The following is a 21,937-nucleotide window of genomic DNA, read 5'->3' on the forward strand; positions in this document are numbered from 1 at the left end:
CCGCGACAAGCGGAATAAGCGCGGCAGCAAACAGGCAAGACGGCCAAGAGGCGAAGCGGCGGAAGGCCGAGGAGGTCAAACGGCAAAAACGCGAGGAATGCTCACCTTGATTGGTAACGACGACTGACGCACGCGCGCAGGAAGAAAGTCCTATTCCACCCTAAGCTATTCCTCGCGTCATCCTGGCCCGAATTGCCGGCACTTGCGTCTTAGTTCTCCCGATCGAGCACCCGCTTCACCTGCACTGCCGTCCAGGCCCCGCCCCTGGCCGTGGGAATGCCGCGTTCATTCAGCCTCGCCGCGATGTCGCGGAGTGTCACGGCGCCGGCCGCGCGCACCTCGTCGAGGATCGGCCGCAGATCGGCCAGCCAAGACGCCACGCGCCCCGCCGTTGCCGCCCTGCCGGCCTCCCTGGCCTCGTCCGATGGCTTCTGGCCCCGATCGCCGCCCAGCACCTTGCCACGCGCCTTTGCGGCTGCCAGGGCCGCCTTGGTGCGCTGGCTGATCAAGCCGGCCTCCAGCTCGGCGACGGATGCCATATTGGTCAGCAGGTGCTTGCCCATTGGCCCCTCGACGGTCGGCAGATCGCAGAACCGCACCTCGACGCCGGCCTCCAGAAGGCGCGAGAGGAAGGCGACGGAGCGTGTCAGCCGGTCGAGCTTGGCCACGATGATCGGCGCCTTGTGCAGCCTCGCTGCCGCCAGCGCCTTTTCCAGCTCCGGCCGCGCCGCCTTCCGGCCGCTCTCGACTTCCGTAAATTCGGCGATCACTTTCCAGTTGCCGCCGTTGAGGTAGTCGTCGACGGCCTTGCGCTGGGCCTCCAGGCCGAGGCCGGATGCGCCCTGCTTTGACGTACTAACCCTGTAATAGGCGATGAAATTTCCGCTTGCCATTGTGGCGTGTCCTTCCTGTTTGGCGTTAAATCGGAATGCCGCAGCGCCGGCAATGGGCGCTGCGGCCGAGTAGCTGGAATTCAGGCCGCTATGGTGAGCGGCGCGGCAGCCATCAGCGCCAGATCGCGCAAATAGTCGGCGGCCTTTTGCGCCTTGGCGGCAGCCGTGAAGAAAGCGCGATTGTCCGATTTCAGAAGCTTGATCCAACTGTTGATGTAGCCGGCGTGGCGCAAGTCGCCGTCCAGGCCAAATTCGGCACACAGAAAGGCCGCGCACAGTTCTGCTACCAGTTCTTCCGCCGCATAGGATTGATCGCCGAAGCGGCCACGCAGATCGCGGTCAAGTCGCTGCTTTGCGCCAGTCCAATGGCCTAGCTCATGAAACGCGGTGCTGTAGAAATTGTCGGCCGAAGTGAAGCTTGCGAATGCCGGCAGGCTGATGCGGTCGATACCAGGCATGTAGTACGCCTCGCCGAAGCCCTCCGAGATTTCCGCGCCTGTGGCAGTCAAGAACTCATCGGCCAGCTCGATACGTTCCGCATGGTTGCGCGGCGCGATCGCCTCGCCGACCACGATTGAAGTAGGCAGACCATCGCATTGGGCGACGTTGAAAACCGTATAGCGTTTGAGAAACGGAATGCGCTTGGCTTCCGTCTCGCCATCCTGTTCAACTTCGATGGCCGACACGAACACAATGGCCGTTCCCTTCTCGCCCTTGCGCACATTGCCGCCGGCATCGATCGCCTGCTTGAACGTGATCCAACGCGGCGAGGTATAGCCTCCGGCATCCTGGGCAATCCACAGCAACGGAACATTCACACCGGAATAAGCGCGGCCTGTGGCGGCATTGCGCGGCATGCTGGAGCCGTAGGCACGGCCGGACCACGGCTTAATCCAGGGCGCCGCGCCAGCTTGCAATTGCAAGAGGATGGTTTCGGTAACGGTTGCATATAGGTCGGTCATGGACGTTCTCCTTTCCTTTTCGATCTCCGGTTGCATCTGTAACGTTCTTGTCGACGAACGTTGTCAGCGATGTAACAACGATAATGCGTCTGTTACATTTCTGTCAACGGTAAAATGCCGTAGCAGCGTGGAACTGTAATAAGCTATTGAAATGGCTTCGTTAAAACTGCGCTCGATGTACTCGGCGCAAACAAAAAGCCCGGCCGAAGCCGGGCCTTGATGCCGTTGCGGCGATCGACCGCTACCAGGTGATTAGCAACGATGCCGTGCCGATCTGACAAATCAGCTCGCCAGCGCTGCGGGCGAAGCTGAAACGCTTGGAATACAGGTACGCATTAGCGCGCGGCTCGATGGCGAACGACGCTTCAAACCGACCGATCTTCAACATGATGTCACTCCCAATCTCTAGCGAGGCGAGCGGGATTGCTGCTCTCGATTGGCAGAATGTAGGATCGCTCTAAGTAATTGTAAATAATACACAATCGTACCGCGATACAGTTTTCGTATCGCCTCGTCCTGTCGACAGACAAGGAATGCTTTTTGGCGGAGGGCGGGGTCTGGTGGCGGGTGGGGCCAAAGTTTGGATCGGCTTGGATAAACCCGCATACCCCAATAGATACCGGCGGCTCTCGCGCGCGGGCCGTCGCTGCCCCTCACCCGTCCCCAGGCGCCCGGCCTCGCGCGGGCCGCTACGCGTGCGGCTAAGCCCCTTCGCCGCCCTTCAACCCGCCCGGCCGCCCCGCGCGGGCAAGAATTTGCCGTATGAAATCGAACGTTATCTACTTAAATCGATCAATATCGATCCATACATATACTGTAATTCCACTGTTTTACCCTCACATCGTCTTCATGTCGCCAATATTCCTGTGATATAATGGTCACAAATAATCTTTCTCGAAAGGAGTAAACCCCGATGTCCGAACAGTTCATGACCCTCGAAGGGCTTGACGCGAATATCGAGAAGGCCCGCGCTGGCGCCATTGCCCTGGCCTCCAAGGTCAAAGAACTTCGCGTTCGCATCCGCGACCGGCTGCTTGCCAGCGGCACTGACAAGCAGGCTCGCGAGCTTCGCAGTCAGTTGGCGGAGCTGAGCGCCGATCAGGCTTTCAGTGAGGAGCACCTGGCCGCGCTGCATGAGCGCCGCGCCCAACTCGCCGCCGATAAGGCCGCAAAGGAAGCCGCAGCCGAGAAGCGGGCGAAAATCGATGCGTTTAAAGCCCTTGTGGCAAAGCGCGATGCGACTGCCGAAAAGGCCGAAGCGGCGGCCAGCCAGCTTGGCCAGGCCGTCCGGGACCTTACCGCGCTCACAACCGATATCAGGATTGCTCTGCCGACCGTTGGCCTGCCGAGAAATGCCGTGGACTACGAGGCCATCCGCTACGGGGTTGAGGGCAGCCTGTTCTTCGCCGGCATGTCTTGGCTGTTCCCGGAAAAACCGATGCCGAAATACGACGCCCAAGGCAACCTTGTCAGCAATATCGAGGAACGCATCAAGCGGGCCGACGCTGGCCTCCTCTCGATGCTGCCGGAGGACTAACCAATGGCCTACAAGCAGAAATACGGCATTGGCCACCTGCCGCGCCCGCGTCATGCGGATTGGGCGCCGCCGGCCGAACAGTCCGCTTGGGCCGTGCGGGAAGAAATCCTGAAACGGGAAGCAGCCGAACGGGCAGCAGCGGAGGCTGCCAGCGCGGCTCTCAAGGCGGCGGCCGAAGTCGCCAAGGCCAAAGCCGCCGCCGACATCACCCCGAACACCAACGCCGCCCCGGTGCGGCATAGCGTTTCCGCCCATTTCGACTGAGGAGATATTCGTATGACCGACATCGCAGCTTCGCAATTCCAGGGGAGCGCCCTCGTTATGGCCAATGACGGCAGTCCCCTGTTGCCTGGCACACCAGCCGAAGCACGCGCCCGCCTGGCGGCCCTGAACGCCGACGCTTCCGTTGGCGATGTGCTGCTTGATCCACGGCATCCACAGCACGCCGCCCGCGTAGCCGAGCGGAAGGGCCTGGAGCTGATCGCCTCGCGCGACCGTGGCGAGCAGGTGGCAAGGGCCGAGGCCGAGCGCCAACGGCAGAATGCCGCCGCCGAGGCTGCGGAGCGCGCCGGCTTGGCCGAACGGCTCGGCATCTTCCGCGAGTTCCGCCGGTCATGAGCCGGCAGGCAGCCACCAAGGCCGTACGCCGGGAAAACCTCACACGCTTTGAGGCGAGGTTCCGGCAGTACCAGGCGAAGCGGCGGGCAGCGATGCTCGCCGAGGCCGCCCAAGCCTACCGCCACGACCTCGGCCAAATCGCAGCCGTCCCCTCACCGTCCCGCGTGATGATAACCGCTATGACCACAAATCCCACGACAGCCGCTAAGAACCGCGAACGCGAGCGCGCGCGGTACAAGATCAAGCGGGACGAAATTCTCGCCCAAAAGAAAGCTCGCCACGACGCCGATCCGGCTGCCTCCCGCGAGCGGCATCGGGCCTACGCGGAAGCCAATCGCGAGAAAGTCCGCGCATGGGATCGCGCCCGGAGCGAGCGGGACCATGAGAAGCGGAAAGCGCAGGCTCGGGCTCGCTATGCCGCCAACATCGAAAAGATGCGTGAGGTGGCCAGAGCGCGCTATTGGGCAGCGAAAGAGGCCGGCATAGGAGGCCGCACATGATCAAGCGAAATGGTCGAGCGTGGCCGGCGCTCCGTCCGACGTTCAGCGCTTTACCGGCGGCTGCGTTCCTTCGGTATAGGTGAAGGTGGGCTTATCCGGCTTGGTGAGTTCGAACCCGTTCTGGGCGACTGCGTCCCGCGTGGCCTTTGGCGTCTCCTTTTCGTTCATCTCCCTGAGCTTCTTCAATTCATCCGCCTTGAACTTGTCGGGAATCTTTCCAGTTTCGACAGCCAGTCGCTCGCCAGCCTTGGTCCTGTAGAAGGTGTAACTCTTGGTATCTGCCATTCGATATTCCTTTCCGGGGATAAGCCGGGCGGCATCCCGGTAAGCCGCATATATGTGCAGCCGCAGCCGACGCAAGGTTGGCGCGAATAAGCCAAATGGGGCGAAACGCGAACGGCCCGCCTTTGGTAGGGAGGGCAGCGCTCACCCGGTTGTTTGGGGTCGGATTGCTAGTCCCTATGCAGGCAGTAGTCGCACAGGCCACCACCGCCTTCGTGTCGAGGATATGGCCGGCCACAGTGGATGCATTCGAGGCCGCCCCTGACCGGGACTGGTCGCTGCCGGGCGGCCTCGATATCACGTTCCGCCTGCGCCCTGAGCTCCAGTTCCTGCCTGACTTCCTGTTCGGTGAACCCCGATTTCTTAGCCATGGACTTTGCCCTGCGCCTATAGCGGCGTGGATTTCAGCAGCTTCTCTTTCGCCAGCTTTGATTTCAATTCCTGAATCTCGGCGCGCAGGGGGCCTTTAATCAGGCTCTCTGTCAGCATTTGGACCTCAGCTTTCGAAAGCGTGATGGTCAAGAGATATTGTCCCGTTAGCCCATTTTCGGCAGATATAGTCGTATCAATCCTTAGGGACTTACCATCCTTGGGGACAGAGACATGCGTCGCCGGCAACTCCTCGTCTTTCAACCGGTGTTTGATCTTGGTGTTCTTGCTAAGCGCCTCTGCGACCATCTTCATCTAAAACCCTCCCATTAGAGAGAGCAAATGTATCAGCCGGACACCCTACCAGCTAGCCGGGATTGTGCGGGTGGCAATGAAGTTTTTGTCTAGGGGTAAAAAATCACCTCGCGCCCAATGCTTCACAATAAGCGGGCGAACATTCGTCGAATTCTCGAAGAATCGGTTGACGGGTCCAGACAAGATTCGACTTGGGGGCGGATGAGTCGATAGCCTTTCGCATCTGACGATTCGGGGGGACTGTCGTGGCGCAAAAGGAATTCATCCTACAGGGCTTCTCGACGCGCACCCACAAAGATGCTCTGCGCGAGCTGTTCGATGTAGCCGAAATCAAAACTGTACTCATCAGCGTTGCCTTCGTCAGTGAGAGCGGCGTCGAGCATATCGAGGACAAGCTTAAGCCTGTCGCTAAAGTCCTGACCGTTTTCGCTGGCATCCGCAACGACATCACCTCCCACCAGGCCATGCTTCGGTTGCTCGGCTTGAAAGCCACCCTCTATGCCGTGGACACCGGCGCGCGCGGCGTTCTCTTCCATCCGAAGCTTTTCATGGTGAGGGGCGACACGCACGCCCGGATGATGATTGGCAGTGCCAACCTGACGCTGGGAGGGCTCAACAATAACATCGAGGCGGGACTTGTCCTGCATTTCGACCTCGCAAATGCCGCCGACAAGAAGGTGATTGATACGGTTGAAGCCGAGTTGCTGGCGCTGCCGAAAGCCTACCCCGAAAACATCCTGCACATCACGGACAAGGCCGCGTTGGAACAGATGCTGATCGAGGGAAGGCTGACAGACGAAGCTGTAGCCAGGACTCCGAAACCATCTACGTCGGCAGGTGCCGGCGCCAGCACAAAGGATCTCGTTCCACGAATCAAGCTGATGGTCAAACAGATCAGGCGGGCGCTGAACAAGGCCAAAGCCGCCGCTAAGCCAGCACCAGCAGCCGCAGCACCTGCACCAGCAGCTGCTGCACCAGCAGCCCCAGCAGCTGCCGTGGCGGCTTTGCCACCAGCATCGACAGGTGTGAGCTACGAACTGGTGTGGGAGAGCAAAGCCCTTACTCGGCGCGACCTCACGATTCCGATAGCTGGAAAGAACACCAATCCATCAGGTTCGATCAACCTGGACAGAGGTCTGTTGCCGGACACTGTGGACCACCGCTCTTATTTCCGGGCCAACGTATTCCCGGCATTGGCTTGGACAGCAGCTTCTGCGACCGTCGATGAAACCTATGCGAAATTCCGGCTGGTCATAAAGGGGGTGTTTTGCGGCGAGTATGACCTACGCATTGGTCACACTACGAGCACGACCAGCGCGAGCTACCTACAGAATAATGCGATGACACGCCTTAGCTGGGGACCGATGAGGCCCTATATCGCCAATACCAGCTTGATAGGCCGCAATCTTGCGCTGTTCCGCGACTTGGCCGACCCCACACGATTTATGGTCGAAATCGACTAGGCGTCATCGGCGAGGGAATCGCTGGAGGTGCGGTGGCGCCGGTCGCGCAGGCCGCGCCAACCTTCCAGAACCCGGCGTTGTTCAGCACGGGTAAGGCCCAGCGCGCCGAGGATTGTTCTACCCTGCTTGTCGAGGACCATATCAGTAGGCATTGACCGGATGCCCCTATCCAGTTCTTGAAGGTCGATTTCGACATCTTCCGAAACTGGAATAATTAGCTTTTCGATTTCAGACGGGACGAGTTCGAGCACGCCGCCACCATAGTGGCGGCCTTCCAGCTCTGCGCTTAGGGCTGTCAGTGGATTGATGAACGCGCCTACCAGCTTCTCGGCGACCACCTTGCTGGCACGAAGCCGGTAGGCGGTATCGGTCGTGTAGGCGCCGATCGTATTTAGGATCAGCCGGGGTGTGTCGTGTGACCGCTTCAACATACCTATCTCGGTCGCATACACCGAGGGCACCTTAAACCACGGCGAGCGAATGCGGCACTTGTACCGAGTGTGGAGCTTTTGGGCTTCACCGCTGGCGATGTATTTCTGTGCTGTCGCGTGCATGGCTTCCTTGCGGTCGTTAAACCAGAGGAAGTTAGTTGGGTTGCCCTTTGCCGAATTCGCGCGGTGCTGCTTTTCGTCGTAGATGACGCCGGGGCAATGCTCACTGCGGCCGAACATGGGGTGAGCCCATTTGGCCAACTTGTAGCTCTGCACGGTTTCATCAGAAACGAGGAAGAACTTGTTGGCGCCAGTGACGATGCCGACATCGACCTTGGCGATGTCCTTGAGCCTGTGCACGTCGTCGTGCTCGGCCAGTTGATCGAACAACGCGCGGGTTTCGAGCGGCAGCAGCGCTCGGGTCCACTTGCCTTGAACGGTCTTGCCATTGATGGCCTTTGGTGCTTCGAACAGGTCGGATGGCCGCATGTCGAGAAATTCGCGGCCCTTGACCGGGTACATGCCCAAACCTTCGGCCTTCTCGGCTTCGTCCTTGCGCTTTTCAGCCATGAGAATGACGGCGCCTTGCAGTGTGCCGTCAAACCACAATTCTTCCGGGTCGACGATGACAAGCCGCCTGCATTCACGGCCGAGATACGACCGAAGCGACTGTGCATGGGTGACATGGATGATTTCGGCCGGGACGACCATCGCAAGGCGCCCCCCTGGCCGCAACAGCGTCATCGAGGCGAGGACGAACGGCACCCATGCGTTGGTATGCTTGGTGAAGGGAAGGTCCAGCGCGTCGAATATCTGTTCCGAGCGAACCTGAAACGGCTGGGGAAGGTACTGGTAGCGAACAAACGGCGGGTTTCCAACGACCGCATCAAATTTGGAGCGCGGCTTGTCGGCATGCTCTATCGCCCAGCCGAGGAAATCTTCGGCGCGGACCTCCGCCTGGAGGCCAAGTTCATTTGCGCGGGACTGCGCCTTGCTAGCTTCATCAGCATCTAGCTCGAAACCCACTACCTTGGCCTTACCAAAGCCTTCAACCGCAGCCATCGCACCGAAAAACGCGCCGTCGCCGCAGCTGGGTTCGAGCACCCGCCTGGGGCTAATTTCCTTCACCCACCGAGCGATGAATGCAGCCAGGTCGGCCGGCGTATAGTAGCCACCACGAAGCTTCTGCGCGCTCTCATTCTCGATAAAGTTCATTCTCACTCTCGAATCGGCGTTCGTTAAGGCATCGCCCATCGAATAGCGGCGAAGGCTTGTCCGAGGCTGTCTGCTAACCGGAGTTTAGCCGTAGCATGAGTCTCCAGTCGAGTGTTAGGTCCAGCGGCGCCGTCGAGGATTTTGTTACCCGCCCTGTTACCCGCGCCAAATTCATGAGCAAAGCGCATGAAGGCTCCACCTCCAGCAAGATATTGGTTTTATTGCGAGATTTGTGGTGAGCGCGATGGGATTCGAACCCATGACCTACTGATTAAAAGTCAGTTGCTCTACCGGCTGAGCTACGCGCTCCCGCGGGCTCGAAACGCTGCCCTCGAAATTGCGCGGAACATAGGGAGAGTGCCTCGACCGGTCAACCGGAAAAAGAGCATGGGCAAGCCAAGCTTTCCCGGCACTGCGATGTTGTCTGCCTGGCCGCTTCGAGCAGGGCATCAAGGGCCGTCCGGAGCAGCCGAACGAATGGGCTCCAGGCCATCGTCAAGCCAGAGAAACATTATAAATCAGCAGCTTGATATTTTAACGCGGAACTATTGCCGGGCTCGCCCGTTCTCCCAGCACAAGGGACGTCAATCACCCTTTCGAAGGAGAAGAACAGTGAACAAGATCGTATCGGGTATACTGGCGACCACTTTGTCAGTTTCGTTTGCCGCGGCTGCCATGCCGGCTAATGCGGCTCAGATGTTCGTGCCACAGGCATCGGACTCGTCGTCGAATATTCTGAATGTCGGAGAGTCCCGCTACGGCCCTTCGCAGTGGCGTCATAACCGACATTTCAACCGCAACTTCAGCAACCGCGATTTCGGCAACCGTCGCAACTTTGCCCGAAACAACGACGGCGGCGTCTATTGGAATGGTCATCGCGGCTACCGCGAATACCATCGCGGCTATCGTCGCCATGGCGACAACTGGTTCCCGCTGGCTGCCTTCGCCACCGGCGCCCTGATCACCGGCGCGATCATCAACAGCGAGAACAACCGCGTCTATGAAGGCAACTCGCATGTGCAGTGGTGCTATGACCACTATCGCAGCTACCGCGCTTCGGACAACACCTTCCAGCCAAACTACGGTCCTCGCCGGGAGTGCAGTTCGCCCTATTGATCACAGGTGACTACCAGTAACTGGTAGTGTCGCGTAGAAAGGTCCGTGCTATGGCGCGGGCCTTTTTAATTCGATCTATCGAAGTAGCATCAGCCTGCCCAGCTGATGCTCTTGATTATGTAATAACGCGCATCTGGTTCCCCATGCGGTGAGCGATATGCTCCGAGGGCGTCGCAAATTCGAACCGCCACAGCGCTAAGTTCCCACCCAAGCACTTCCAGGTCACCATCCGCATCCGTGACGTAAAGCTGGGTCAGTTCGTCGATGCTGTTCGTCTCGCCGAACGTTCGAACCAGCTTTGCGTCGATCATGACATCGTCGGGCCAATTTGAAACTGCCCAAGCCCAGAGCCAACTCTGTGACTTAGCGGTCGTGTGACCGGCAATCTGGACCTCCGCAGTCACTCTAACGTCCCCGTCTTTGGAAAACAGAAGCCTTCTGGTTGCTATGTCATAGTCGTAGCGAGACCAGTGGCCGATGCGGAAGTCTTTCTCCAAACGGTCATTCTTGACCTTCAGCTGTTCGATGGCTTCGTCGCGCCAAGCTGGATACCAGTCAGGCTTCATTCTCTCGCCCCAAGACCCTGATGATTTGCTTATGGCACACTCAGTGTCCTGTGCACAGCATCGCGCCAACCGGCCAGCTTGGTGGAGCGCGTCGGCGGGTCCATGTCCGGCTGGAAGCGCCGTTCGAGTGCCCAGCTTTTCGCAAACTTCCTGGCATCCGGCCAGACGCCGGCCCTCGAGCCGGCCAGCCAGGCGGCACCGAGTGCCGTCGTCTCCAGAATGGTCGGGCGATCGACCGGCGCATCGAGGATATCGGCCAGGCGCTGCATGGTCCAGTCCGACGCCACCATGCCGCCGTCGACGCGAAGCACTGTCTCGACCGACGCACCTTTCCAGTCCTTGTGCATGGCATCGAGCAGGTCCCGCGTCTGGTAGGCGACGGATTCCAGGGCAGCACGTGCAAACTCCGCCGGACCGGAATTGCGCGTGAGCCCGAAAATGGCGCCTCGAGCCTCGGCATCCCAATGCGGTGCGCCGAGCCCGACAAAGGCCGGCACCAGATAGACGTTCTGGGTCGGGTCAGCCTCGGCCGCCAGCTTGCCGCTGTGCTCGGCCTTGCCGATCACCTTGATGCCATCGCGCAGCCATTGCACGGCAGCCCCGGCAATGAAGATCGAACCTTCCAGCGCATAGGTCGTCTTGCCGTTCAGCCGGTAGGCAATGGTGGTTAGCAGCCGGTTCTTCGAACGCACCAGATCGCTGCCGGTGTTGAGCAGCGCAAAACAGCCGGTGCCATAGGTTGATTTCATCATCCCCGGCTCGAAGCAGGCCTGGCCGATGGTCGCGGCATGCTGGTCGCCGGCAACGCCGAGGATTCTTATCTCGGCACCGAAGAGATTTTTCTCCGTGATTCCATAGTCATCGGCGCAGTCTTTTACCTCGGGAAGCATTTTTGCCGGAATGTTGAGAACCGACAGCAGCTCGTCGTCCCAGGCGTTTTTCTCGATGTTGTAAACCAGCGTGCGCGAGGCGTTGGTGGCGTCCGTGGCATGAACCTTGCCGCCGGTCAGCCGCCAGATCAGGAAGCTGTCGATGGTGCCGGCCAACAATTCGCCCTTCTCGGCGCGTTTTCTCGCACCTTTCACCTTGTCGAGCATCCAGGCGATCTTGGTGCCTGAGAAATAGGGATCGAGCAGCAGGCCGGTCTTCCTGGTGAATTTCTTCTCAAGCCCCTGCTTCTTGAGCTTCTGGCAGAGCGGCGCGGTGCGCCGGTCCTGCCAGACGATGGCATTGTGGATCGGCTTGCCGGTCGCCCTGTCCCAGATGACGACGGTCTCGCGCTGATTGGTGATGCCGATGGCAGCGACATCCGAAGCGGCCAGGCCGGCTTTCTTCAAAGCAGCCTTTACCGTCGTCACGACGCTCGCCCAGATTTCCTCGGGATCGTGCTCGACCCAGCCGGACGCGGGATAATGCTGGGCGAATTCCTTCTGCCCGCTGCCGACGACTTTCATCTGACCATCGAACAGGATCGCCCGGGTCGATGTCGTTCCCTGGTCGATTGCCAGCACAAAACCGCTCATTCAGATGTCCTCCGCCTTGATACAAACAGGGGAGACGGCAACATGCCGCCTCCCCCAATGTCACACGGGCGCGAGCGCCCGCATAGGACAGTCCTACTTCTGCCAGCTCTTCACCAGTTCGTCGTAGTTGATGGTGATCGGCTTTTCCTTCTCGTTCTCGATCTTGAGTTGAGGCGCGAGATTGCCGTTCTTGACCGCGTCGGCGTTCCAGTAGGCGAGGTCGTGCTCTTCGGCCATCTTCGGGCCGATATCGCCCTGGACGCCCGACTTCTCGATGCGGCTCATGACCTTTTCCTGCTCGCCGCACAGCGAGTCCATCGCTTCCTGCGCGGTCTTGGCACCCGACGACGCATCGCCGATCGCCTGCCACCAGAGCTGTGCCAGCTTCGGATAGTCAGGCACGTTGGTGCCGGTCGGCGACCACTGGACGCGGGCCGGCGAGCGATAGAACTCGATCAAGCCGCCGAGTTTCGGCGCACGCTCGGTGAAGCTCTTGTCGTGGATCGTGCTCTCGCGGATGAAGGTCAGGCCGACATGGCTCTTCTTCACGTCCACGGTCTTCGAGGTGACGAACTGCGCATAGAGCCAGGCGGCCTTGGCGCGGTCGGTCGGCGTCGACTTCATCAACGTCCAGGAACCGACGTCCTGATAGCCGAGCTTCATGCCGTCCTTCCAGTAGACGCCGTGCGGCGACGGTGCCATGCGCCATTTCGGCGTGCCGTCGTCGTTCAGCACCGCCTTGGCGCTGGCGTCGACCATCGACGCGGTGAAGGCGGTGTACCAGAAGATCTGCTGGGCAACCGCACCTTGTGCCGGCACCGGTCCGGATTCAGAGAAGGTCATGCCCTGGGCTTCCGCCGGGGCGTAGGCCTTCAGCCAGTCGAGGTATTTCTGAATCGAGTAGACAGCGGCCGGGCCGTTGGTGTCACCACCGCGTGCCGTGCAGGAGCCGACGGGCCGCGAATTCGCGTCGACCTTGATGCCCCATTCGTCGACCGGCAGACCGTTCGGAATGCCCTTGTCGCCATTGCCGGCCATCGACAGCCAGGCGTCGGTGAACCGCCAGCCGAGCGACGGGTCCTTCTTGCCGTAGTCCATGTGGCCATAGACCTTCTTGCCGTCGATCTCGCGGCCGGTGAAGAATTCGGCGATGTCCTCATAGGCCGACCAGTTGACCGGCACGCCGAGGTCGTAGCCGTACTTGGCCTTGAAGTCGGCCTTGTTCTTCTCGTCGTTGAACCAGTCGTAACGGAACCAGTAGAGGTTGGCGAACTGCTGGTCGGGAAGCTGGTAGAGCTTCTTGTCGGGCGCCGTCGTGAACGAGGTGCCGATGAAGTCCTTCAGGTCGAGGTTCGGGTTGGTGACATCCTTGCCGTCGCCCGCCATCCAGTCGGTCAGGTTGCGCACCTGCTGGTAGCGCCAATGGGTGCCGATCAGATCGGAATCATTGACCCAGCCGTCATAGAGGTTCTGGCCAGTCTGCATCTGGGTCTGGATCTTCTCGACGACGTCGCCTTCCTGGATGACGTCATGCGTGATCTTGATGCCGGTGATGGCGGTAAAGGCCGGCGCCAGCACCTGCGATTCATACTGGTGCGTGGCGATGGTTTCGGAGACGACCTTGATGTCCATGCCGGCGAATGGCTTGGCTGCGTCAATAAACCACTGCATTTCGGCTTCCTGGTCGGCGCGCGAAAGCGTCGAGAGCGGACCTATCTCCTTGTCCAGAAAAGCTTTTGCCTCGTCCATCCCGGCGTAGGCGTTGCCCACGCCGAGCAATAGGACAAGGGCAGTCGTTGATGTTAAAAATTGCCGTCGCATAAGTTTCCTCCACTGTTTCAGGTTTCAAGTGCGATCTGGAGCGGCCGCCGGCACGCGGTCGCTCCAACAGTTTCCCCCTCTATACGTAGCGGAACACGCCGATGGCGTAGACCACGGAGAGAGCGAGAGCCCACCAGAGGCTGGGTCCGACAAGACCCAGCCAAGCGAGATGGATAAAGGCGCTGCCAAGCAGCGATAGAAAGAGACGGTCGCCGCGCGTCGTCTCGAAGCGCAGGATGCCAACGCGCGGATTGCCACCCGGCGAAGCGTATTCCCACACCGCCATGCCGCACAGCAGCAGCAGAATGGTTGCGAAGAAGGCCGCCGTCGGCCACGTCCACGCCATCCAGGAGAGGTCGAAGTTCATTGTCATACCCTCCCCAGGGCGAAGCCCTTGGCGATATAGTTGCGCACGAACCAGATGACGAGCGCTCCGGGGATCAACGTCAGCACGCCGGCTGCGGCGAGCAGACCCCAATCCATGCCGGCGGCCGAAACCGTGCGGGTCATGGTGGCGGCGATCGGCTTGGCATAGGTGGTCGTCAGGGTGCGGGCGATCAGCAGTTCCACCCATGAGAACATGAAGCAGAAGAAGCAGGCCACACCGATGCCGCTGGCGATCAGCGGCATGAATATCTTGATGAAGAAACGCGGGAACGAATAGCCGTCGATATAGGCGGTCTCGTCGATTTCCTTCGGCACGCCCGACATGAAGCCTTCGAGGATCCACACCGCCAAAGGCACGTTGAACAGGCAGTGTGCAAGCGCCACCGCGATATGGGTGTCGATCAGGCCGAAGGCCGAGTAGAGCTGGAAGAACGGCAGCGCGAACACCGCCGGCGGCGCCATGCGGTTGGTCAAAAGCCAGAAGAACAGATGCTTGTCGCCGAGGAAGCGGTAGCGAGAGAACGCGTAGGCCGCCGGCAAGGCCGCGGTCACCGAAATCACCATGTTCATCACCACATAGGTGATCGAATTGATGTAGCCCGAATACCAGGATGCATCGGTGAAGATGGTGACGTAGTTGGCGATTGTCGGCGCGTGTGGATAGAGCGTCAGCGAGGAGACGATCTCGGCATTGGTCTTGAAGCTCATGTTGATGAGCCAGTAGATCGGCAGCAGGAGAACGATGATGTAGATCGTCGGCACGAGCCACCACCAGCGCGATTCCTCGCCGCGACGCCGCATCAGCCGGGCGACCTCATCCTGCGACAGCGTGCTGGCCAGTTCTCCCGAAGCTGTCGTCTCGCCCACTCTGTTCGCTCTTTCGTTGGCGCCGCTCATCTCAGCGCTCCGCGTCGTAATTGGTCATCACGGTGTAGAACACCCACGACAACAACAGGATGATAAGGAAGTAGACGAGCGACATGGCGGCAGCCGGACCAAGGTCGAACTGGCCGAGCGCGGTCTTGACGAGGTCGATCGACAGGAACGTCGTCGAATTGCCGGGACCGCCGCCGGTGACGACAAAAGGCTCGGTGTAGATCATGAAACTGTCCATGAACCGCAGCAGCACGGCGATCAAAAGCACACGCTGCATCTTGGGCAGCTGGATGTAGCGGAACACCGCCCAGCGCGAAGCGCCGTCGATCTTGGCCGCCTGGTAGAAGGCATCGGGAATCGAGACCAGGCCGGCATAGCAGAGCAGCACGACCAGGCTCGTCCAGTGCCAGACATCCATGATGATGATGGTGACCCAGGCGTCGAACGGATCCTGGACGTAGTTGTAGTCGATGCCGAGCGCGTTGACGTAGTAGCCGAGCAGGCCGATGTCGTTGCGGCCGAAGACCTGCCAGATGGTGCCGACGACGTTCCACGGGATCAGCAGCGGCAGCGCCATCAGCACCAGGCAGACCGGCACGCCCCAGCCCTTTTTCGGCATGTTGAGCGCGATGAAGATGCCGAGCGGCACTTGGATGGTCAGAATGATGAAGGAGAAGATCAGATTGCGGACCATCGCTTCCCAGAAGCGGCTGGAGGACAGCAATTCCTCGAACCATTCGGTGCCGGCCCAGAAGAAGACATTGTTGCCGAACGTGTCCTGCACCGAATAGTTGACGACTGTCATCAGCGGAATGACGGCCGAGAACGCCACCAGCACCAGCACCGGCAGCACCAGGAACCAGGCCTTGTTGTTCCAGGTCTTTTCCATCTATGCCCCCATCTCGACGCGCCAGGAATCGGCATAGATGTTGATGCCGGCCGGATCGAACCGGACTTTCGGTTCGGCGGGTACGCTCTCGTCCTCGCCGATGACCGCCGCGATGTCGCGGCCTTCCAGCTTGGCGCGAACCACCTTGTGGCGTCCGACATCCTCGACCTTGCTGATCGAGACGGCCATGCCGTCGCGGCCGAGCCGCACATATTCGGGACGGATGCCAAGCTCGATGGCGCCGCTGCCTGCCTTCGGCGCGCCCGGCAGTTCGATCCGCTGCGAGCCGAGCGTTGCCGTCTTGCCGTCGATTGCCACCGGCATAACGTTCATGCCGGGCGAGCCGATAAAATAACCGACAAAAGTGTGGCGCGGCCGCTCGAACAGTTCCGCCGGCGTGCCGATCTGCACGATGCCGCCGTCATACATCACCACAACCTGATCGGCGAAAGTCAGCGCCTCGGTCTGGTCGTGGGTGACGTAGACCATGGTGTAGCCGAAGCGGCGGTGCAGCTGCTTCAGCTGTGAGCGCAGCACCCATTTCATGTGCGGGTCGATGACGGTCAGCGGCTCGTCGAACAGGATGGCGTTGACGTCGGAGCGCACCAGTCCACGGCCAAGCGAAATCTTCTGCTTCTGGTCGGCGGTCAGGCCCCTCGCCTTCTTCTTTGCCCAGGACGCCAGATCGATCATCTCCAGCGTCTCGCGCACCTTGCGGTCGACATCGGCTTCCGGCACGCCGCGATTGCGCAGCGGGAAGGCCAGATTGTCGTAGACCGTCATGGTGTCGTAGATGACCGGAAACTGGAACACCTGCGCGATGTTGCGCTCCTGTGTCGACAGGTTGGTCACGTCCTTGCCGTTGAACAGCAACTGGCCATGCGAGGGATGAAGCAGGCCTGAAATGATGTTGAGCAGCGTGGTCTTGCCGCAACCGGAAGGACCGAGCAGCGCATAGGCGCCGCCATCCTCAAACGTGTGATGCACTTCGCGCAGTGCGAAATCGGCATCCGTCCGCGGGTTCGGCAGATAGGAATGCCTGACATGATTGACGTCGATGCGCGCCATATCGCTCTCCTATGCCGCCAGCTTCGGCGCGCTGACGGCGCGGCCGTGCTCGTCGAAAACCATGATGTGGCGCGGATCGATGAACACCTCGACCACCTCGTCGGGCTCGAAATGGCGGATGCCGTGGGTCAGCATCACCCAACGCACATCGGCGAAATCGAGATGGATGAAGCTCTCCGACCCGGTGATTTCAGTGATCGTGACCTTTGCACGCACCGGCACAGCCAAGGCATTGGGCCGTTCGAGCGACAGATGATGCGGCTGGAAGCCGATCGTATAGTTGGCATCGGCAATGCCCGAGAGCTCGGCCGRCACCGGCAGCTTCACGCCGCCGTCGAGCAGGAAATCCGGGCCCTTCTTGGCGAGCACGATGGTGTTGAGCGGCGGATCGGCGAAGGTCCTTGCCGTCACCAGATCGGCCGGCTTGCGGAACACCTCGATGGTCGGGCCAAACTGGGTGATGCGTCCTTCGGAAAGGGTCGCCGTATTGCCGCCGAGCAGCAGCGCTTCATGCGGCTCGGTCGTGGCATAGACGAAGATGGTGCCGGCGGCGGCGAAGATCTTCGGCAGTTCAGCGCGCAATTCCTCGCGCAATTTGTAGTCGAGATTGGCAAGCGGCTCATCGAGCAGCACCAGGCTGGCATTCTTGACGATGGCGCGCGCCAGCGCGGTGCGCTGCTGCTGCCCGCCCGACAGGCTGAGCGGCGTGCGGTCGAGATAGGGCGTCAGCTTGAGCAGGGCCGCGGCATTGCGAACTTCCTTGTCGATCTTGGCTTGCTCGGTCCCGGCCACCCGCAGCGGCGAGGCGATGTTCTCATAGACGGTCATCGCCGGATAGTTGATGAACTGCTGGTAGACCATGGCAATCTTGCGCTTTTGCACCGGCACGCCGGTGACGTTCTGGCCGTCGAACCAGACCGAGCCGGAGGTCGGCACATCGAGACCCGCCATCAGCCGCATCAGGCTGGTCTTGCCCGAAAGCGTGGGCCCAAGCAGGACGTTGAGCGAGCCATGCTGAAGCGTCAGCGACACGTCGCGGATATGCTCGGCCGCACCGACCGTCTTGGTGACGTTTCTCAGTTCCAGCATGACGCCTCCTCCCAGGCTTTCCGCATCAGCTTAAACCCCTCTTCATTCGGCAGCTGCGACATGCCGCCGGCTTATGCCGCGCATGAATTCATCGAGCGATGCCACCTGCTCGCGGCTAAGGTGCAGGCCGCGCTTGGTCCTGCGCCATAGCACATCCTCGGCGGTGACCGCCCATTCGTTCTCAACGAGGTAGCGTATCTCGGCCTCGTAGAGATCGGCACCGAAATTGCGGCCGAGATCGGCATTCGATTTGGCCAGGCCCAGCAGAACCTGCGCCCGCGTCCCGTAAAGCCGGGTCAGCCTGCGGGCCAGGCGTGCGTCGAGGAAGGGATAGGCCGACTTCAGCTTCGCCACTTGCGCGTCGAAGCCGGTGGCCGGAAAATCTCCGCCCGGCAACGGCGCGTCTGCCGTCCATGGCTTGCCGCGCTTGCCGAGGAAGCCCTCGATCTTTTCCAGCATCGATTCCGACAACCGGCGATAGGTGGTGATCTTGCCGCCGAACGCATTGACGACCGGCGCAGCGCCCTCGCCACCATCGGCCTTGATTACATAGTCGCGCGTCGCCTCCTGCGCCTTCGAAGCGCCGTCATCGTAGAGAGGACGGACGGCCGAATAGGTCCAGACGATGTCCTGGCGCTTGACCGGTTGCGCGAAATATTCGCTTGCCGCGGCACAGAGGTAGTCGATCTCGGTGTCGCTGATTTTCACGTCATGCGGGTCGCCGGGATAGTCCTGGTCGGTGGTGCCGATCAAGGTGAACTCTTCCTCGTAGGGAATGGCGAAGATGATGCGGCCATCCTTGTTCTGGAAGAAATAGGCGCGCGGATCGTCGAATTTCTTGGCGATGACGATGTGGCTGCCCTGCACGAGGCGGACATTGTGCACATCGTTGAGGCCGACCACGCCGGACAGCACATGATCGACCCAGGGTCCGGCGGCATTGACCAGCAGCCTTGCCTTGATCTCCTCGGTCTCGCCGGTTTGCAGGTTCTCGATCTTGATCGTCCACAACCCATTTTCGCGGCGCGCTTCGACCACTTTCGTACGGGTGCGGATGGTTGCGCCGCGATCGGCGGCATCACGCGCGTTCAGCGCCACCAGCCGCGCGTCGTTGACCCAGCCATCCGAATATTCGAAGGCCCTTTTGAACAGCGGCTTCAGAGGTTTGCCGGCCGGATCCCTGGTCATGTCCAGCGTCCTGGTCGCAGGCAGCAATTTGCGCCCGCCAATGTGATCGTAGAGAAAGAGGCCGAGCCTTATCAGCCAGGCCGGCCGCAGGCCCTTGGCATAGGGCAGCACGAAGCGCATCGGCCAGATGATATGCGGCGCGTTCTTCCAAAGAACCTCGCGCTCCATCAGCGCCTCGCGCACCAGGCGGAATTCATAGAATTCGAGGTAGCGCAGGCCGCCATGGATCAACTTGGTCGAGCCTGAGGAGGTGCCGCTGGCGAGGTCGCTCATCTCGGCGAGAAACACGGAAAAGCCACGCCCGACGGCATCGCGGGCAATGCCGCAACCATTGATGCCGCCACCGATGACGAAGATGTCCCGGATTGCGTCCAAAAAGCCCTCCCGCGATTTCGCATTGCAGCATTTTTAGGTTTTTACGAAACCGTATCGGGATTATTTCGAAATAAGAACGAATGTCAAACGAAATATCACAGGCGCGTGATGATAAGCCGCTGCGGCTTAGCCGAGCGACGTCTCTATCAGTTGAACCTCGGCCTCCTGGCAAATCTTGCGCACCGACGGAATGTCGCAACGGTCGGTGATGAAGGTGTTGACTTGCGACAGATGGCCGATCCGCACCGGCGCGGTGCGCTCGAATTTGGTCTGGTCGGAAACCAGGATGACATGACGCGCATTGGCGATGATCGCCTGCGCCACCTTGACCTCACGGAAATCGAAGTCGAGCAAGGCGCCGTCATGGTCGATGGCCGAAGCGCCGATCACCGCATAATCGACCTTGAACTGCCGGATGAAATCGACAGCAGCTTCGCCGACCACGCCGCCATCGGAACCGCGCACAACCCCACCGGCGATCACCACCTCGATCGAGGGATATATGCGCATCCTGTTGGCAACATTGATGTTATTGGTGATGACCATCAGCCCGTTGTGATCAAGCAGCGCCTTGCTGACCGACTCCGTCGTGGTGCCGATATTGATGAACAGCGAGGCATTGTCGGGGATCAGCCTGGCCGCAGCGCGGCCGATCGCTTCCTTCTCGTCGGCGGCGATCTTGCGCCTGGCCTCATACTCCATGTTCTCGATGCCGGAGGGGAACAACGCGCCACCATGGATGCGCGAAAGCAGCCGCTGATCGCACAGGTCGTTGAGATCCTTGCGTATGGTCTGCGGCGTCACATTGAAGTGGGTGGCCAGATCGTCGACCAGCACGCGACCATGATCCTTGGCCATCTGGATGATTTCGGCATGGCGCGGCGACAGATACATGGGCAACCTCCCGTTTTCGTTTTTCTTGTCTATAGTCGAAAACGAAAGCAATGAAAAGGCATAAGCCGGCTAATAGAATTTACCTGATCGCAAAGCCAAAGCTGTACGCAACCTGATCAAGGCAGCTTCAGCCCATGCCGCGCGCGATTTCGGCGATGACGACGAAGGCGGCATCGACATCGCCGGCAGTCGCCTCGAACTGTCCGACCTGGAACCGGATCGCCACTCGTCCGTCGACTCTCGTCTGCGTCAGGTAGATGCGGCCATCATCGTTGATCGCATTGACCAGCCGCAGATTGTGCTCGTCCGCGTCGGCGCCGGTGGCAGCCTTGTGCCGGAACGAAAACAGCGACAGCATCGGTTCGCTGACGATCGCGAAATCCGGCTCCTTTGCCAGCCGCGCGGCAAGGCCTTCGCTCCAGGCGACATGGTTGCGGATCATCGTTCGCAGGCTTTCCAGCCCATGCGCGCGCAGCAGGAACCACAATTTCAGTGCGCGGAACCGCCGGCCGAGAGGCACCGACCACTCGGAATAATTGATGATGCCGTCATGGCCATGGGTCTTCAGGTAATCCGGCTTGATGGCCAGCGTCCGCACATGGCTTTCGGGATCGCGCAGGAACTGGATCGAGCAATCGAACTGCGCACCGAGCCATTTGTGGGGATTGAAGACAACGGAATCCGCCGCTTCGACACCGCTCCAGAAATGCCGGTATTCCGGGCAGATCATTGCCGAGCCGGCCCAGGCCGCGTCGACATGAAGGTAAAGGCCATGGCGCCGCGCCACCTCCGCAACCGCCGCGATGTCGTCGGTGCCACCTGTGCTTGTGCCACCAACGCAAGCGATGATGCCGGCCGGCAGCATGCCGGCTTCCCGGTCGGCAATGATTGCCGCCTCGAGCGCAGCCGAATTCATGGCACGAAAGCGGCCACCGACGGGAATGCGCACGAGATTGTCCTCGCCGATACCAGACACCCAGATCGCCCGGTCGATCGAGGTGTGCACCTGGTCGGAGGAATAGATGCGCAACCGCGCCTGCCCCGCCAGTCCCTTTTTGTTGCCTTGCCAGTCGAGCGCGCGCTCGCGCATGGTCAGCACTGCGGCCAGTGTTGCCGAGGAGGCCGAATCCTGGATCACGCCCGAGAAACCTTCCGGCAGGCCAAGCGCCTGGCGCATCCAGTCGACGGTGCGCATTTCGAGCTCGGTCGCCGCCGGAGAGGTCTGCCACAGCATGCACTGCGCGGCCATCGCCGAGACCAGATATTCCGCCACCACCGAGACCGGCGCCGCATTGGCCGGGAAATAGGCGAAGAAGCGCGGATGCTGCCAATGCGTCATCCCCGGCAGGATCTTCTCTTCGAAGTCTGAGAAAATCCTGTCCATCGGTTCGGCGTCTTCGGGCGGCGAAGCCTCTATGCTCCTGAAAATATCGCCCGGCTCGACCAGCGGCCGCACCGGCTGCTCGCGCAGCGTGTTGCGGTAGTCGGCGCCCCAGTCGGCGGCGCGCCGCGACCATTGCCGGAAATCATCGTTGTTCATCGTATCCTCCCGACAGGATT

Annotated in this window: 24 protein-coding genes and 1 tRNA gene; 6 read left to right on the top strand and 19 right to left on the bottom strand. The window is 60.5% G+C overall.

Annotated features, from left to right (window positions below; translation table 11 throughout):
- Positions 1-209: 209 nt before the first annotated feature.
- The 3 genes from AC1DZP_RS15755 to AC1DZP_RS15765 form a co-directional block, all read right to left on the bottom strand.
- The gene (locus tag AC1DZP_RS15755; protein ID WP_477303621.1) at positions 210-893 is read right to left on the bottom strand and encodes a recombinase family protein; all 684 of its coding nucleotides are present in this window, start codon (positions 891-893) and stop codon (positions 210-212) included.
- 80 nt (positions 894-973) lie between these two features.
- Positions 974-1,855, bottom strand: coding sequence for an ArdC family protein (locus tag AC1DZP_RS15760; RefSeq protein ID WP_477303623.1), 882 nt, complete (start codon positions 1,853-1,855; stop codon positions 974-976).
- Positions 1,856-2,096: 241 nt separating this feature from the next.
- On the bottom strand, positions 2,097-2,243 hold the full coding sequence (locus AC1DZP_RS15765; protein ID WP_477303625.1) for a hypothetical protein: 147 nt from the start codon (positions 2,241-2,243) through the stop codon (positions 2,097-2,099).
- Positions 2,244-2,768: 525 nt separating this feature from the next.
- Here AC1DZP_RS15765 and AC1DZP_RS15770 point away from each other — a divergent pair.
- The 4 genes from AC1DZP_RS15770 to AC1DZP_RS15785 are packed head-to-tail and all read left to right on the top strand — an operon-like array spanning position 2,769 to position 4,510.
- Positions 2,769-3,392 (top strand): hypothetical protein, encoded by a 624-nt coding sequence (locus tag AC1DZP_RS15770; protein ID WP_477303627.1) that lies wholly within the window; start codon positions 2,769-2,771, stop codon positions 3,390-3,392.
- A 3-nt stretch (positions 3,393-3,395) separates the two neighbouring features.
- Positions 3,396-3,656, top strand: coding sequence for a hypothetical protein (locus AC1DZP_RS15775; protein WP_477303629.1), 261 nt, complete (start codon positions 3,396-3,398; stop codon positions 3,654-3,656).
- A 12-nt stretch (positions 3,657-3,668) separates the two neighbouring features.
- Entirely contained in the window at positions 3,669-4,010 is a 342-nt protein-coding gene (locus AC1DZP_RS15780; protein ID WP_477303631.1) for a hypothetical protein, read from the top strand.
- Positions 4,007-4,510: a hypothetical protein gene (locus AC1DZP_RS15785; protein ID WP_477303633.1), complete on the top strand. Its 504-nt coding sequence runs from the start codon at positions 4,007-4,009 to the stop codon at positions 4,508-4,510. Before AC1DZP_RS15780 ends, AC1DZP_RS15785 begins: the two co-directional genes overlap by 4 nt.
- 42 nt (positions 4,511-4,552) lie before the next feature.
- Here AC1DZP_RS15785 and AC1DZP_RS15790 read toward each other — a convergent pair whose 3' ends face one another.
- The 3 genes from AC1DZP_RS15790 to AC1DZP_RS15800 all read right to left on the bottom strand — a co-directional run bounded on the left by AC1DZP_RS15790 (position 4,553) and on the right by AC1DZP_RS15800 (position 5,476).
- Positions 4,553-4,795 (bottom strand): hypothetical protein, encoded by a 243-nt coding sequence (locus AC1DZP_RS15790; RefSeq protein ID WP_477303635.1) that lies wholly within the window; start codon positions 4,793-4,795, stop codon positions 4,553-4,555.
- A gap of 167 nt (positions 4,796-4,962) precedes the next feature.
- Positions 4,963-5,163, bottom strand: coding sequence for a hypothetical protein (locus AC1DZP_RS15795; protein WP_477303637.1), 201 nt, complete (start codon positions 5,161-5,163; stop codon positions 4,963-4,965).
- Between the two features lie 16 nt (positions 5,164-5,179).
- Entirely contained in the window at positions 5,180-5,476 is a 297-nt protein-coding gene (locus AC1DZP_RS15800) for a hypothetical protein (protein ID WP_477303639.1), read from the bottom strand.
- A gap of 245 nt (positions 5,477-5,721) precedes the next feature.
- On the opposite strand from AC1DZP_RS15800, the gene AC1DZP_RS15805 reads away from it, so the two are divergent.
- Entirely contained in the window at positions 5,722-6,939 is a 1,218-nt protein-coding gene (locus tag AC1DZP_RS15805; protein ID WP_477303641.1) for a phospholipase D family protein, read from the top strand.
- Here the strand turns inward: AC1DZP_RS15805 and AC1DZP_RS15810 are convergent.
- Together AC1DZP_RS15810 and AC1DZP_RS15815 are read right to left on the bottom strand one after the other, a co-directional pair.
- Entirely contained in the window at positions 6,936-8,585 is a 1,650-nt protein-coding gene (locus AC1DZP_RS15810; protein ID WP_477303643.1) for an N-6 DNA methylase, read from the bottom strand. The genes AC1DZP_RS15805 and AC1DZP_RS15810 overlap by 4 nt on opposite strands.
- Before the next feature lie 233 nt (positions 8,586-8,818).
- A tRNA-Lys gene (locus AC1DZP_RS15815) sits at positions 8,819-8,894 on the bottom strand.
- A gap of 303 nt (positions 8,895-9,197) precedes the next feature.
- Between AC1DZP_RS15815 and AC1DZP_RS15820 the strand changes: the two genes are divergently transcribed.
- Positions 9,198-9,701 carry a BA14K family protein gene (locus AC1DZP_RS15820; protein ID WP_457154336.1) on the top strand — a complete coding sequence of 168 codons (504 nt, stop codon included), beginning with the start codon at positions 9,198-9,200 and terminating at the stop codon, positions 9,699-9,701.
- A gap of 89 nt (positions 9,702-9,790) precedes the next feature.
- Here the strand turns inward: AC1DZP_RS15820 and AC1DZP_RS15825 are convergent, their stop codons facing one another.
- From AC1DZP_RS15825 to AC1DZP_RS15875, 11 genes are all read right to left on the bottom strand, one after another.
- Positions 9,791-10,267 (bottom strand): DUF6882 domain-containing protein, encoded by a 477-nt coding sequence (locus AC1DZP_RS15825; protein ID WP_457154335.1) that lies wholly within the window; start codon positions 10,265-10,267, stop codon positions 9,791-9,793.
- 29 nt (positions 10,268-10,296) lie between these two features.
- Positions 10,297-11,790, bottom strand: coding sequence for a glycerol kinase GlpK (gene glpK, locus AC1DZP_RS15830; protein ID WP_477303646.1), 1,494 nt, complete (start codon positions 11,788-11,790; stop codon positions 10,297-10,299).
- 93 nt (positions 11,791-11,883) lie between these two features.
- Entirely contained in the window at positions 11,884-13,611 is a 1,728-nt protein-coding gene (locus AC1DZP_RS15835; protein WP_095085032.1) for an ABC transporter substrate-binding protein, read from the bottom strand.
- 79 nt (positions 13,612-13,690) lie between these two features.
- Positions 13,691-13,978, bottom strand: coding sequence for a DUF2160 domain-containing protein (locus AC1DZP_RS15840; RefSeq protein ID WP_095085033.1), 288 nt, complete (start codon positions 13,976-13,978; stop codon positions 13,691-13,693).
- Between the two features lie 2 nt (positions 13,979-13,980).
- A complete protein-coding gene (locus AC1DZP_RS15845) occupies positions 13,981-14,895 on the bottom strand; it encodes a carbohydrate ABC transporter permease (RefSeq protein ID WP_477303648.1) in 915 nt (304 codons plus the stop codon).
- 1 nt (position 14,896) lies between these two features.
- Positions 14,897-15,763, bottom strand: a complete 867-nt coding sequence (locus AC1DZP_RS15850; protein WP_477227293.1) for a carbohydrate ABC transporter permease — start codon at positions 15,761-15,763, stop codon at positions 14,897-14,899.
- Positions 15,764-16,831, bottom strand: coding sequence for an ABC transporter ATP-binding protein (locus tag AC1DZP_RS15855; RefSeq protein WP_095085036.1), 1,068 nt, complete (start codon positions 16,829-16,831; stop codon positions 15,764-15,766).
- Positions 16,832-16,840: 9 nt separating this feature from the next.
- On the bottom strand, positions 16,841-17,920 hold the full coding sequence (locus tag AC1DZP_RS15860) for an ABC transporter ATP-binding protein (RefSeq protein ID WP_477303650.1): 1,080 nt from the start codon (positions 17,918-17,920) through the stop codon (positions 16,841-16,843).
- A 42-nt stretch (positions 17,921-17,962) separates the two neighbouring features.
- Complete coding sequence (gene glpD / locus AC1DZP_RS15865) at positions 17,963-19,483, bottom strand: glycerol-3-phosphate dehydrogenase (protein WP_477303652.1); 1,521 nt, start codon at positions 19,481-19,483, stop codon at positions 17,963-17,965.
- Between the two features lie 126 nt (positions 19,484-19,609).
- Positions 19,610-20,377 carry a DeoR/GlpR family DNA-binding transcription regulator gene (locus tag AC1DZP_RS15870; RefSeq protein WP_095085039.1) on the bottom strand — a complete coding sequence of 256 codons (768 nt, stop codon included), beginning with the start codon at positions 20,375-20,377 and terminating at the stop codon, positions 19,610-19,612.
- Between the two features lie 127 nt (positions 20,378-20,504).
- Entirely contained in the window at positions 20,505-21,917 is a 1,413-nt protein-coding gene (locus AC1DZP_RS15875; RefSeq protein ID WP_477303654.1) for a pyridoxal phosphate-dependent decarboxylase family protein, read from the bottom strand.
- Positions 21,918-21,937: the final 20 nt, after the last annotated feature.

It is taken from the genome of Mesorhizobium sp. P2_F8, assembly GCF_056403655.1.